Here is a 13,468-nt window from a genome sequence, read left to right as displayed (position 1 = left end):
GTCATCAGAAAAATTCAAAAGTTATCTAAACATTTATATTTCTGATATAACGGAATAAGAGATAACAAAAAATTTGCCCATCGCTATAGATCTGTTGGCAAGGTCGCAAAGGAACTTTATATGAAAAAACCCAATATTATTCTTTCAGAACAAGATTTACATCGCTTAGAAACCATGTTGGAGCATCAGTCTAAGTTGACGCCGACGATGGAGCATTTGGAAGATGAGATGGCGCGCGCTGAAGTGGTTGCTCCACAAGATGTCCCTGCCAATGTGGTGAGTATGAATGCCAAAGTTCTCATTAACATTGCACCTGCGACAGAAGCAACCGAAATTACACTGGTCTATCCACATGATTTTCGTGGCGATAAAGGTCAAGTCAATGTTTTGGCTCCAGTGGGCGCTGCCATTTTAGGTTTGGCTGAAGGGCAGGAAATAGAATGGCCGCAGCCTGATGGTCATACCATGAAAGTCAAAATCATTAAAGTGCTCTATCAACCTGAGCGTGAAGGGAATTATCTATAATTCCGCTGTGATATACAGATAAAATCCGCACACAAAGCCATCGATACCGATGGCTTTTTTATTTTTTCTTTATTGCATTTTTAGATATGAAATGTGCAAATGTTGTTAAGCAGATTTCATTACAACCATAGCAGTTTAACTTGGGAAAACTGTCAAATAATTGACAGAGTCATGGGCACGAAGTCGGCACACTTTATTTCAACAACACCATCGTTGCTTAATAATTTGAAGAATAAGGTAGAGCCCTATGACACAATTAGAATCGAATCATTACAATCCAGACTATCAATATCAGCATATTGAAGTAAAACCTGTAACCGGTCGTATTGGTGCCGAAATTTCTGGCATTCAGTTGTCTGGAAATTTAGACAAAAGCGTGGTCGATGAATTTAATCATGCACTATTAAAATATAAAGTTGTATTTGTGCGTGGACAGCAAGATCTCACCGATTTAGAACAAGAAGCCTTTGCACGACTTTTAGGAAATCCGTTGAATCACCCAAGTGTGCCACTCAAAGATGGTACAGCACATACTTTGTCAATTGACTCACGTGGTGGGCGTGCAGACTCGTGGCATACCGATATTACGTTTTTGCCCAATTATCCTAAAGCCACAATTTTAAGAAATGTAGTTGCACCTGAACATGGTGGCGATACGGTTTGGGCCAATACCGTGACCGCTTATGAAGATTTAAGTCCTGAGCTGCAAAAGTTGGCGGAACAATTACGCGCGGTGCATAGTAATAGTTATGACTATGCGGCGCCGAAAGGTCAGTACAATGAAGAAGGTCGCCATTTATTCCGTACCGCGGTAGAAGTAGAAACAGAGCATCCTTTGGTGCGTGTACATCCTGAAACAGGTGAAAAAAGTTTGGTGTTGGGTCACTTCTTTAAACGCTTCAGTGGATACAGTCCGGCACAGTCACGACGATTATTTGAACTGTTTCAAGAGCAAATCGTGCAATGGGAAAATATTGTGCGTTGGCGCTGGGCGGTTGGTGATGTTGCGATTTGGGATAATCGTGCGACGCAGCACCGTGCCATCAATGACTATGGTGATGAGCTACGTATCGCCTCACGTGTCACTATCGAGGGCGATGTGCCTGTCGATGTAAATGGTCAGCCGAGTACTGTACTGAAAAACATTCAGAACACCGACATTTCAAACTTGCGTTCAGAAGCAGGCCGTATTTATGAGAAAGCATCTTAAGTATTAGAGCGTCATTTAAAACAGCATAAAAACAGATAAATAATGCGAAAAACAATGGTTTTACATTTTTCAGCACTTGCCTAAGATCGATGAGATCTTAGGCATTTTTTTATAGACGTGAGCGATCAAAAGAACACAGCCCAACAGCATTTGTTGCAAATTTTGCGAAATGAAGACATCTTTCAAGGCTTTTGCGATCAGACGTTAGAACAGCTTGTGCAACAGGTGAAATATTCACGTTTTCATGCGCAGCAGCATATCTTAAAACAACAACAAATCGTGCAGGATATTTATATTTTGCTTTCAGGTACGCTACAAATTGGTTGGTTGCAAAATAATGGTGAATTGATTGTCAATGATTATATTCGTCGCCAGTCAGTATTTAATTTTGTTGCAGTCTTACAACAAAAGCCGTTGAATTATGATTATTTTGCTGCGACACACGTTGAGGTGGCGATCATTTCTGGAACAACGTTTTTAGCGGTTTTACAGCGTGATTCGCAGGCACTTTGGAATGTCGTGCAATCTCTCAGTCAACGCATGTATTTGATGTTTGAGCATAATCGTTATTTGCGAACGGCAACGCTAGAGCAGCGTATTGCTAGACATTTGATTCGACTCTATGAGCAATATGGATGTCGGCAGGAAATTCCCCTGAAACTCAGTCAGCAGGAATTTGCAGAGTCTTTTAATATTTCACGGCAAACGTTGAATAAACATCTGCAGCAATTTGTTCAAACACAGGTGATCGCGTGGAATTATGGACAAATCGTGATCTTGGATCTTGATCGTTTAAGGCGAATGAGTGAACTTGATGAATAACTAGATTTAAAATTTGACGAGAAGCCATAATCGCAAATGGCTTCATTGGACTTGTTTTTAGATTAGTGCTTACTGATTTTATCCAAATATCCCATCATAAAAGCAGAAAAAACAAAGGTTAAATGCATGATGATGTACCACATGATTTTGTCATTGGGGATGTTTTTCGCATCCATAAAAATACGTAATAAATGAATAGAAGAAATTGCCACGATTGACGCTGCAACTTTGAGTTTTAATGAATTGGCATCCATGGTGCCTAGCCAGTTCAAGCGATTGGTCGATTCATTTATTTTCAGTTGGGAAACAAAGTTTTCATAGCCAGAAAACATCACCATCACAATCAGTCCGCCCACCATAGTCATATCGACCAAAGAGAGGATGACTAAAATCAGGTCAGCTTCTGAATATTCTAAAATATGCGGAAGGACATGAATGACTTCTTGGAAAAATTTAATCGCGAGCAGTAGCAGTGCAAAGGATAAACCAAAGTACACGGGAGCCAGAATCCAACGTGCTGCATACATTGTGTTATGGAAAAAACGTTCCATTTAAGCCTCTAAAATTATTGATCTAATATTTGGTTATAAAGTATATGAATTAAATTTTACGATAATTTTGATAATAATTCATGTAGAGTCAGTTGTTTAATTTAAATCTAGATTAAATCTTTGGGTATCTTAAGCTTGAATTCATCTGTGTAGGTCATCATATCCATTGAAATGATGCCGTATGGCTGCTTAGGCGGATCTATATGCGACGGTTGAATTTAATGACGAAATTTGACTGATGAAATAGATGTATTTTTTGCAAAATACTACAAGACTTTTATGGCAAAACTTGTAGTATAAAAATGATTTTATTGAGTTTAATTGGCTATGTCACAAATTGATGTATTGGTGCCGTTAAAGGATATTACGGTAGATCGGGCGGAAGTGCTTTCGATTAAGCGGAATGACCTTGTGCCATTACTGACCGATCAATATCGTCTAAATCATTATGCAGATCAATTAATTCAAGCACAGTCGGTACTGCTAGATGGTGTTGACCCTCAGTTGACGAAGCAACTTAGTCAAACCATTGAGCAGTTGATTCAAGCCTTAGCCAATTCAAAAAAATATTTAAAAACACGCAAATTTAATGCCTTGCAAAAATGGTTAGGCATTGATTTGGAGTACGGTTCAGGACAAGTTGAATATTATAAAAATTTGGATCAATTGCTTGATCGGGCAAATCATCTGAGCCAAAAATTACAGTTAGAAATTCAAAAGTCCCAAGCACGTTTTAATCAATTACAGGGTTTACGTGAGCAAATGGCGCGCTATATCGTCGCGGCTGAAGAATTTTTGCTGGAATACCCACAGTTTGTTAAAAATCAGCATCCGCTTGATAACTTTGCAGAACGCTTATCGAAAAAGGTGAATACGTTGCAAACCTTACAAGCCAGTAATGATATTGCAATTACACAAATGCAGCTTTCTCAGCAGCTTTCTTTTGGTTTATTAGATCGATATAAGGAAGCTCAGCAAGTGTTGATTCCGGCATGGCAATATCATGTGAAACAAAGTCGTCAAAGTAACTCGACAAGTTCATTGGAAAAGCTTGATAATAGCCGTGAAAATTTGATTAAAACTTTAAAAAAATCATTAGAGAATTCCTCTAAGTCTTAGAAATATAAGGTGAGTTATGACCGATTTAGATGCCAAAAATTTACCCGTTGAAGTAAGTAAAGAATTGACTGAAGAAAAGTTTCAGCAACTCAATTTACAGGAAATTGGCTTACAAACTTCCGATTTTCACGAAGTCGAAGCTGCACGTAAGGAATTGGCAGATTTAAGTCATAATAGTGTTGCCGAATATGGTAAAAACATTGCCACCAAGACGTCGACCTATACCGATGAATTATTAAATTTGGTGCAAAATAAAGATCTGGATGCGACAGGTCAAAAGCTCAATCAGGTGGTACAAGTCGCACAGCAATTGAATACCACGAGCATTTTAAATAAATCGAAAAGCTCAGGATTTTTTGGTGGTTTACTGAGTAAATTTAAAGGTGCCAAGCAAAGTTTTGATCAGCACTTTAATACCACTAAAGAGCAAATTGATGCTTTAGTTAAAGAAATTGAAACTTCGCAAAATGGCTTAAAAGCGCGTGTAAATACCTTAGATAAAATGTTTGAAGGCGTACAAGACGAATATAAACAATTAGGTGTGTATATCGCCGCAGGTAAGTTGAAAGAGCAAGAAATTCAACAGGAAATTGCAAGCTTAACCACTCAAGTTCAAGATCAAACCACTACGCAAAAAATCTATGACCTCAATCATTTGGCAAATAATCTTGAAAAACGTGTGAGTGATTTACAGATCTTGCAACAGTCTGCGATGCAGACCTTGCCGATGATTCGTATTATTCAATCCAACAATTTGATGTTGGTTGATAAATTTTATGCTATTAAAAATATCACCTTACCGGCTTGGAAAAACCAAATTAGCTTGGCGATTTCATTGCAAGAACAAAAGAACAGCGTGCAATTGGCAAATAGCATTGATGATGCGACCAATGACCTGTTAAAACGCAATGCAGATTTGTTGCATCAAAACTCTGTCGATACAGCGAAAGCCAATCAGCGTTCAGTGATTGATATTGACACACTTGAACATGTGCAAAATACCCTCATTAAAACCGTTAATGATGTGATTCAAATTCAGAAAGAAGGTGTACAAAAGCGTGAAGAAGCGACGACACGTATTCGTGCCTTACAAAATAATTTGAATCATTTAGTAATTGAATCGAGTGGTTCAAACCCTTCTTCATAAACGGTGAGGGAGGTGAAAATATAATCTGAAGGAGTATGTCTTTGCCTCCCATTGATGAATATGCGCTAAATCCGCAGCAACTGGAAACAGGGCTTCAAACCATTAAGAAGCGTCAACGCAATTTGACGTTATTGACTTTAACCAGTGTTTCTGTGCTGATCGTTTCGGCTGTGATGCTGTTTATTCAGCATGATATGGTCTATAGCTTTTTTGGCCTAAGTTCTAGCGTACAGCAACTGCATATCCCTGTTAGTGCAGGTGATTTGGCATATCAACTCGGTGAGTCCTCCGACTATTTTTCAAATTTTTTATCCTTTATTGGTTGGTTATTTCTCAAACTTATCGTTTCATTTATTGGCGCATTTTTCTTGGTTGGATTTCTAAAGAAATTTCAATTTTTTAGAATTCGATTCCAATCTTTTGTATTGAAATTTGTCGGCTGGATTTTATCGTTTATCGTGCTTTGGTCAGGCTTAACTTATGTGCAATATGACCTTAATCATGATGACCGTGCAGCAGATCAAAAATTGGTACATTATGAAAAAAATATTCAAGAAAGCCAGCTGGCTTTCGAGATGGAAGATGCACAATTGGCAAAACCCGTGCAAGCCTATTTACTTGCACAAGCTGCTTTGATGCATAAGCCTGTAGATCGTGCGACAGCAATTCCTTTGGTGCAATCCTTAATCAATGCCGAGCAACAAAATCCAGCAAAATTCCGTGAATACGGTTTTCAGCCTGAACAGCTCTGGGCAATGCAAAATCAGCTATTTGATAAAACCATGACACCGATGGCGCAAAGCGTGGAAAAACAAGTTCAGCAAGCCAATGTAGTAGAAGTTGTTGTACGTTGGGTGTTGATCGCCGTGATGGTACTCACGCTGGTTTTGAGCTTAATTTTGTATCTACTATCTCAGCATTTCAAATCACGGATTAATCGAATTGAGCAGGGACTTCATTAACAGGCCTATTTTCTTTTTAGATCATTGCATTGCTCAGAATAAAAATCCCCATCACATTGTATGGGGATTTTTGATCTTGGGTAGATTAACTTGCGCGATGAAACAGTTGTCGAAGTTCCTGTGTAGAAAAAGTCTGATCATTCACTTCGCCATCCACAAGGTAAAAAGGAATGGGGTGCTGTCCCTTTGATTTTACATATTGTGTAATTTCATGCTGACGGTCTGCAATATCTTTATGTTGAATTGAGCGCAGTACTTTTGAGCCATCTAAACCAATGCCTTCAATGATGCTTTTTAAAACCTGAATATCAGCAATATTTTGACCGTGTGCAAATAATGCATGGAATAATAAGGCTTGAGTCAGGGCATATTGATCCAGAATATTGTCCAAGGCCAAAATACCTTGATGAGCCAGTTGACTGTTTGGCATACGTTTCATGTGCTCAATATTGACAATCACATCTTCGCTATAAGCGGCAAACTTTGTCATTTCGAGTTTTCGATTTGCTGCACTTGTGCCATACTTATTGGTTAAATACTACAGCACATCTAAGCCTTGTTCAGGAATTTCAGGAACGCGTTGAATCGGCAATAGCTCTACACGGGTTGCGGTATGTTCATTCCAGTTTTGTTTTAACTTTTGAAATGCGACATAACTCATGGGATAAACAATATCAAAGACAAATTCAATTTTCATTATTCTGCTCACTGTTGATTTTATACTTCTAGATCGATGGCTGATTGATGCAAGGGATTGATTGCGGCTTTATTGGTGGAACTCAAAAGCAGTCAAATCATCTGATATTTCCTTTGATTTAAAGCCGACTTGCTGAAATGAAACTTAAAGCTTTATAAAGATTTTGTAATTGATCAGGTCGTGCGTATGTCTTGCATAGACTTGGTGTAATTTCAATAAAAAAGAAAAAAATGAGGAATTTATCACGATATATGTGTGCGAATAAATCATTTTAATGTTAATATGCGAACATATATTCATGATTTAGAAAGAAATTTAACTATTTGATTTGTAAAACCGATTAATTTTATAAAAACAAACCGTTTCACCTATTTAATGGTTTGTTCTATCATTCTCTCATCAAATAAATTTACTCCTCTGGAGACGTTAGCAATGTTAGATCAAAATACTTCTGCTCAATTAAAAACCTTACTTGAACGCCTTGAAGGCCCGATTGAAATCGTCGCGACTTTAAACGGCACGGACAAATCAGACAAAATTAAAGAATTGGTAACTGAAGTTGCTGCCTTATCTGATTTAGTGACTGCACGTTTTGACGGTAACAACAGCCGTGCGCCAAGTTTTGGTATTGCAAAAGCAGGTGAAACTCCACGCGTATTCTTCGCAGGTCTACCTATGGGCCACGAATTCACATCTTTGATTCTAGCTTTGCTACAAACTTCAGGTTATGCACCGAAAGTTTCTGACGAAGTACTGAACACTATCAAAGGTCTAGGTCTTAAAACTGACTTTGATGTGTTTGTATCTTTAAGCTGCCATAACTGTCCTGACGTGGTTCAAGCACTTAACTTGATCGCAATTTACAACCCGGGTACAACTGCAACCATGATTGATGGTGCATTCTTCCAAGACGAAGTGGAAGAACGCAAAATCATGGCTGTACCAATGGTATTCCAAGACGGTGAGCACATTGGTCAAGGTCGTATGACCTTGGAAGAAATCATTGCTAAATTAGACACCAACTCTGCCGCAAAAGATGCTGAAAAGTTAAATGCCAAAGAAGCCTTTGATGTTCTTGTGATTGGTGGCGGCCCTGCGGGGAATACTTCTGCAATCTATGCAGCACGTAAAGGCATTAAAACAGGTATCGTGGCTGAACGCATGGGCGGTCAGGTCATGGATACGATGGACATTGAAAACTTCACGTCGATTCAAAAGACTCAAGGTCCTAAGTTTGCTGCTGAAATGGAAGCACATGTACGTGAGTACGGTGTGGACATTATGAACTTGCAACGTGTATCTGACATCAAAGGTGCTGACCAAACAGCTAATGGCTTAGTTGAAGTGACTTTAGAGAATGGTGCAAAACTTGAATCTAAAACAGTGATTCTTTCAACAGGTGCACGCTGGAGAGAGATGAATGTTCCAGGTGAGCAAGAATACCGTACTCGTGGTGTAGCTTACTGCCCACACTGTGACGGTCCATTGTTCAAAGGCAAACGTGTTGCAGTGATCGGTGGTGGTAACTCTGGCGTTGAAGCAGCGATCGACCTTGCAGGTATTGTTGAACATGTAACGCTTGTTGAGTTTGATACCAAGCTTCGTGCTGACCAAGTGCTTCAAGACAAGTTAAACAGCTTGCCGAATACGACTGTGATCATGAATGCATTGTCTACAGAAGTAGTTGGTGATGGTTCACAAGTGACTGCACTGAACTACAAAGACCGTGCAACAGATGAAATCAAAACGATTGAATTGGCAGGTATCTTTGTACAAATCGGTTTGTTACCAAATACTGATTTCTTAAAAGAAACAGCGGTTGAACTTTCAAACCGTGGTGAGATCGTAATTAACGAGCGTAACGAAACCAATGTGAAAGGTGTATTTGCTGCAGGTGACTGTACAACAGTACCGTACAAACAAATCATCATTGCAACAGGTGAAGGCGCGAAAGCTTCATTGTCTGCTTTTGATTACATCATCCGTTCGGGTCAATAAAAGAAAGGCCAGTGTGTTTCGAGAAACACGCTGGCCGCGCTGAATGTTGTCATTTGAATATTATTTTTCTTAATATTCTCGTTTTACAGGAACTTTGGATGCTAACACCGGAGTTCCTTTTTTTGTCTGCAAAATTAGGATTCAAAAATGTCCCCACACATTTTGAATCCTATTCGTTGCCCAGCTATTTTTGTTTTACAACCTTATTTTTATACTTTCCCCAAGGTTGTTTCTCTATAAAATATAAAGCGGAGTAAGCAATTAATATACCAATCACATCACGAATTTAAGATTTAAATAAATTCAAGCCTTTAAACTTCTCCATTAACTGCTCATCTGTCTCCACATGTTCAGGATGAGGCACAATGCACTCAATCGGACAAACTGAAACACAAGTTTGGTGCGCATAGAAACCGACGCATTCAGTACAACGTGCGACATCGATTTCATAAATCTTTGAGCCTTCATAAATGGCATCATTGGGACATTCAGGTAGACACATGTCACAATTGATGCATTTGTCTGTAATCAACAAAGCCATAAAGTAAACTCAAGCCTGATAAGCTAAAGTTGAAGCCGAAATATCCACTGTCGAATTGGGTAAGTTACGAATCAGTAAGGCGTATCGCATATCCACATCGGCAGGTACAGGAATATCCACGATATGACCTGAACCTTTGGCATCGTCGATTAGATTACCTTTTTTATCTTTCATTTCAGTTAAAACGAAGGTGATGTTGCCTGAAGTGGTCATCAGTTCTAAAGAATCACCTACAACAAAACGGTTTTTCACTTCGATTTTAAGAGAGTCACCATTGCGTTCTAAGACTTCACCTACAAACTGTTGATGATCAAAACGTGAAGAGCCGGTTTCATAGTTTTGATATTCACTATGTACATGGCGGCGTAGAAAACCTTCGGTATAACCACGGTTCGCAAGACCTTCAAGCTGAGACATGAGAGCAGGGTCAAATGGTTTACCAGAAAGGGCATCATCGATGGCTTTACGATAAATTTGAGCGGTACGCGCACAGTAGAAATAAGACTTGGTACGGCCTTCAATTTTTAAAGAATGAATGCCCATTTTGGTTAAACGGTCAACATGCTGTACAGCACGCAAGTCTTTCGAGTTCATGAAATAAGTGCCATGTTCATCTTCTTCGGCAGCAAACATGTCTTCTTCATTGCGTTGTAATAAAACCGGCTCGCCGAATTGGTGTTGTTCTAGGGCGTGTTGCTCATCGGCATTTTTATTATTGCAGCATGATGATTCTTTAATTTGTGTGACTGGAATAACATCACCAGTTTCATCTTCAACTGCATCGTGAATTTTATAATCCCATCGGCATGCATTGGTACATGCACCTTGGTTTGCATCACGTTTATTCATATAGCCAGAAAGTAAGCAACGACCGGAGTAAGCCATACATAATGCACCATGTACGAAAACTTCAATTTCCATATCAGGTACATTGTGTTTAATTTCTTCAATTTCTTCGATTGATAATTCACGTGACAGAATGACACGTGTCAGTCCCATATTTTTCCAAAATTTAACCGTTGCCCAGTTCACCGCATTGGCTTGGACAGACAAATGAATGGACACTTCTGGAAAATGTTCACGCACCATCATGATTAGACCAGGGTCAGACATGATCAGTGCATCAGGATTCATGGCAACCACAGGTTCAAGGTCACGGATGAAATTTTTCAGTTTTGAGTTATGCGGTTGGATGTTTACCACCACATAAAACTTTTTCCCTAAGGCATGAGCTTCTTCAATGCCAATTTTTAAATTGTCATGGTCGAAAGCATTATTGCGCACACGTAAGCTATATCGCGGCTGACCTGCATACACGGCATCTGCGCCATAAGCAAAAGCGTAGCGCATATTTTTTAAAGAGCCAGCAGGTGAGAGGAGTTCGGTTACGTGTTGAATCGTCATGTCAATAAAGGCATAAAAAATTTATGGCTTTATTGTAGTGATCTAAAAAAAGGATTCAACCAAGTATTTTAGTTGGGTTTTCAAGATATTCCGTTTTCCAAATGTTTTAAAATTTGGCAATCATTAATTTGACTGGTTTCATTACAGCTAGCACGGAGCTTACTTAACTGTATTTTAAAATTTTCTAATTCTTTAATTTTTTCAGAAACTTGACGAATGTGATTGTCAATTAATTCATTCACAGCATGACAGCTTTGCGTAGGGGATTGCTCAAGTTCAAGCAGGGTTTGAATCTCGGTGAGAGAAATATCGAGGTTTCGACAGCGCTTAATAAAAACCAAACGTTTGTACATTTCTTCATCATAATAGCGATAATTGTTGTCTGCGCGGAAGCTAGGTTTCAGCAGTTTTTTCTTTTCATAAAAGCGAATACTGTCAATGCTTACCCCAGATTTGGTGGACAATTCTTTAATCAAATAATGTTTTTGTACGTTCATGCTTGACCTTGGAGTGAGTCCATAGTTTTGAATAAGAGTAATACAAATCCATTGATTTTAAAATTGGAGCACATTTATGGCATGTACATGTAGTCATGAGCCAGCACCAAACAAACCCAACAGTAAATTTCGTATCGCACTTTGGATTGCCTTAATCATTAACGCCATGATGTTTTTGGTGGAGCTGATTGGTGGGGCTTATGCACATTCTTCTGCGCTTTGGGCGGACTCGCTGGATTTCTTTGGTGATGCTGTAAATTATGGGGTTTCATTAGCCGTGCTTGGCGCCAGTTTATATTGGCGTGCAACAGTTGCCTTGGTGAAAGGTTTTGTCATGGCAGCGTTTGGGATCGTTGTGATTGCCAAAGTGCTCTATGCCTATGCCAATGGGATCGCTCCTGAACCAATCACCATGGGTGTGATTGGTATTCTGGCCTTAGTCGCTAATGTCATCTGTGCATACGTCTTATATGCCTTCCGTGAAGGTGACTCCAATATGCAATCCGTTTGGCTATGTAGCCGTAATGATGCGATTGGTAATGTCGCAGTGATCTTGGCTGCAGTCGGGGTGTTTGGTACAGGCAGTCTATGGCCAGATTTGATCGTGGCCGCAATCATGGCGATCTTAGGTTTAACGGGTGGTTATCAGGTGATTCGAAAAGCACTGCAAGAGCGTAAGCAAAAAGATATTCTGAGTACCCCTTGCTCTTAAAATACTTACTCTTAAATCCACCGTTAATGGCATTCATTTTATCCATGTTTTTAACGCAGATGAATAGTCGTTAAATCGCTAGTTGAAATTAAAATAGCAGTCAGTTTTATACGAAATTTTCCTGACTGCTAATTCGATAAATCATCTGAAATCAGACTGTATTTAATAGGGTGCTGAGGTTTTATCTACAGACTCCAATTAAGTTATGCTTTACAATAGCGCGCGAAAATCATGTTTAAAAATTAGGTTTTCTACCTTGAAAGCTTTATGTTTAGGCCCCATTGGTGCATCAGGTAAATTAAATGTCGAAAAAGCAAGACATCATTAACGTTGCGCTCCAACTCTTCAATTCTTATAGCTATAACTCGATTGGTATAGATCGAATTATTGGGGAATCGGGCGTTGCTAAAATGACGTTTTATAAATATTTCCCCTCTAAAGCCAAATTAATTGAAGAATGTCTCGTGATTCGAAATCTTAATTTACAGGAATCACTTGAAGCTGCTATTGCAGAATGTGATCCAGAAGACCATCTTTCGCATATTAAAACCATTTTTGCTTGGTACGATGCTTGGTTTCATACTGCAGATTTCAATGGTTGTATGTTTCAAAAAGCAGTAGAAGAAATATCTAAAGTTTATCCTTCGTCATTACAACCTGCGATCGATTATAAAGATTGGCTCAAATCAAAACTAAGTACTGCCTTACAAAATCTGGGCATTCAGCAAACTGAACAACTAGCTGCATTTCTGAGTAGTATTTTGGATGGCATGACCATCCAAGCCCAAATTGACCCCAACCAAGTGCATTTAGCAGATTATTGGAAGCGAGTTGAAACCTTAATTCGTTTGGAATTGGCTGCTTAAAAATTTGTTTGTAGGCATTTAGGTTTTAAATCTAGCGACGACTTATTTGTATTGATTAACAATCAATTTTTTCACATGACTTAAGATTCTAAGAAAATAAAAAGCGCGATTATTTGGGGTAATCGCGCTTTGCTGACAATTGTGCGTTCAAATCATTCACTTTGTTAGCTTAAGTCAATGATTTGATTTTCGAACGTTTTATACGTTTTCTCTCATTTATATTTTTACCCTCTGAATGCTAAATTCATTCGGTTTTTGCAGCAAAATAGACAGACTTGTCTGTTTTTTTGAATTATAGGGGATCTTAGGTGAATTACAAGACAGGAAAGAAAGGTTTGTGTGTTTTTTAATCTAGCTTAAGTTTAAATTAATCCACTATTTTTAAAGATAATATTAAAAAATTGATCATTAAGCTCG

General features: G+C 38.7%; 15 protein-coding genes. 9 read left to right on the top strand and 6 right to left on the bottom strand.

The window, feature by feature from the left end:
- Positions 1-120 precede the first annotated feature (120 nt).
- The 3 genes from rnk (at position 121) to FTT77_RS01425 (ending at position 2,557) form a co-directional block, all read left to right on the top strand.
- Positions 121-525: a nucleoside diphosphate kinase regulator gene (rnk, locus tag FTT77_RS01435; protein WP_078192900.1), complete on the top strand. Its 405-nt coding sequence runs from the start codon at positions 121-123 to the stop codon at positions 523-525.
- Positions 526-772: 247 nt separating this feature from the next.
- Positions 773-1,735 carry a TauD/TfdA family dioxygenase gene (locus tag FTT77_RS01430; protein ID WP_180108773.1) on the top strand — a complete coding sequence of 321 codons (963 nt, stop codon included), beginning with the start codon at positions 773-775 and terminating at the stop codon, positions 1,733-1,735.
- 117 nt (positions 1,736-1,852) lie between these two features.
- Positions 1,853-2,557, top strand: coding sequence for a Crp/Fnr family transcriptional regulator (locus FTT77_RS01425; protein ID WP_180108772.1), 705 nt, complete (start codon positions 1,853-1,855; stop codon positions 2,555-2,557).
- Between the two features lie 62 nt (positions 2,558-2,619).
- On the opposite strand, the gene FTT77_RS01420 is transcribed toward FTT77_RS01425, so the two are convergent.
- Positions 2,620-3,108, bottom strand: coding sequence for a TIGR00645 family protein (locus tag FTT77_RS01420; protein ID WP_078189122.1), 489 nt, complete (start codon positions 3,106-3,108; stop codon positions 2,620-2,622).
- A 327-nt stretch (positions 3,109-3,435) separates the two neighbouring features.
- Here FTT77_RS01420 and FTT77_RS01415 point away from each other — a divergent pair, with 327 nt between their 5' ends.
- The 3 genes from FTT77_RS01415 to FTT77_RS01405 are packed head-to-tail and all read left to right on the top strand — an operon-like array spanning position 3,436 to position 6,336.
- On the top strand, positions 3,436-4,227 hold the full coding sequence (locus FTT77_RS01415; protein WP_078189121.1) for a tellurium resistance protein: 792 nt from the start codon (positions 3,436-3,438) through the stop codon (positions 4,225-4,227).
- Between the two features lie 16 nt (positions 4,228-4,243).
- Positions 4,244-5,374 (top strand): toxic anion resistance protein, encoded by a 1,131-nt coding sequence (locus tag FTT77_RS01410; protein WP_180009477.1) that lies wholly within the window; start codon positions 4,244-4,246, stop codon positions 5,372-5,374.
- A 41-nt stretch (positions 5,375-5,415) separates the two neighbouring features.
- On the top strand, positions 5,416-6,336 hold the full coding sequence (locus FTT77_RS01405) for a hypothetical protein (RefSeq protein WP_180009481.1): 921 nt from the start codon (positions 5,416-5,418) through the stop codon (positions 6,334-6,336).
- An 85-nt stretch (positions 6,337-6,421) separates the two neighbouring features.
- On the opposite strand, the gene FTT77_RS01400 is transcribed toward FTT77_RS01405, so the two are convergent.
- Both FTT77_RS01400 and FTT77_RS17320 read right to left on the bottom strand, forming a co-directional pair.
- A complete protein-coding gene (locus FTT77_RS01400) occupies positions 6,422-6,826 on the bottom strand; it encodes a DsbA family protein (protein WP_257222706.1) in 405 nt (134 codons plus the stop codon).
- 48 nt (positions 6,827-6,874) lie between these two features.
- On the bottom strand, positions 6,875-7,033 hold the full coding sequence (locus FTT77_RS17320; protein WP_257222656.1) for a hypothetical protein: 159 nt from the start codon (positions 7,031-7,033) through the stop codon (positions 6,875-6,877).
- Positions 7,034-7,465: 432 nt separating this feature from the next.
- Between FTT77_RS17320 and ahpF the strand changes: the two genes are divergently transcribed.
- Complete coding sequence (ahpF, locus tag FTT77_RS01395; RefSeq protein ID WP_180009476.1) at positions 7,466-9,031, top strand: alkyl hydroperoxide reductase subunit F; 1,566 nt, start codon at positions 7,466-7,468, stop codon at positions 9,029-9,031.
- Positions 9,032-9,317: 286 nt separating this feature from the next.
- Here the strand turns inward: ahpF and FTT77_RS01390 are convergent, their stop codons facing one another.
- The 3 genes from FTT77_RS01390 to FTT77_RS01380 all read right to left on the bottom strand — a co-directional run bounded on the left by FTT77_RS01390 (position 9,318) and on the right by FTT77_RS01380 (position 11,473).
- Positions 9,318-9,572, bottom strand: coding sequence for a YfhL family 4Fe-4S dicluster ferredoxin (locus FTT77_RS01390; protein WP_180009475.1), 255 nt, complete (start codon positions 9,570-9,572; stop codon positions 9,318-9,320).
- A 9-nt stretch (positions 9,573-9,581) separates the two neighbouring features.
- On the bottom strand, positions 9,582-10,976 hold the full coding sequence (gene yegQ / locus FTT77_RS01385; protein WP_180010889.1) for a tRNA 5-hydroxyuridine modification protein YegQ: 1,395 nt from the start codon (positions 10,974-10,976) through the stop codon (positions 9,582-9,584).
- Between the two features lie 80 nt (positions 10,977-11,056).
- Positions 11,057-11,473, bottom strand: coding sequence for a Cd(II)/Pb(II)-responsive transcriptional regulator (locus tag FTT77_RS01380; RefSeq protein WP_168379319.1), 417 nt, complete (start codon positions 11,471-11,473; stop codon positions 11,057-11,059).
- 76 nt (positions 11,474-11,549) lie between these two features.
- Here FTT77_RS01380 and FTT77_RS01375 point away from each other — a divergent pair, with 76 nt between their 5' ends.
- Positions 11,550-12,185, top strand: coding sequence for a cation transporter (locus tag FTT77_RS01375; protein ID WP_180009473.1), 636 nt, complete (start codon positions 11,550-11,552; stop codon positions 12,183-12,185).
- Between the two features lie 302 nt (positions 12,186-12,487).
- Positions 12,488-13,051: a TetR/AcrR family transcriptional regulator gene (locus FTT77_RS01370; RefSeq protein WP_168379321.1), complete on the top strand. Its 564-nt coding sequence runs from the start codon at positions 12,488-12,490 to the stop codon at positions 13,049-13,051.
- Positions 13,052-13,468: the final 417 nt, after the last annotated feature.

This window comes from Acinetobacter sp. YH01010, from assembly GCF_013420775.1.
Classification (GTDB): Bacteria; Pseudomonadota; Gammaproteobacteria; order Pseudomonadales; family Moraxellaceae; genus Acinetobacter; species Acinetobacter amyesii.
Note: the sequence above shows the minus strand (reverse complement) of the source record. Positions and strands in the feature narration are given on the sequence as shown.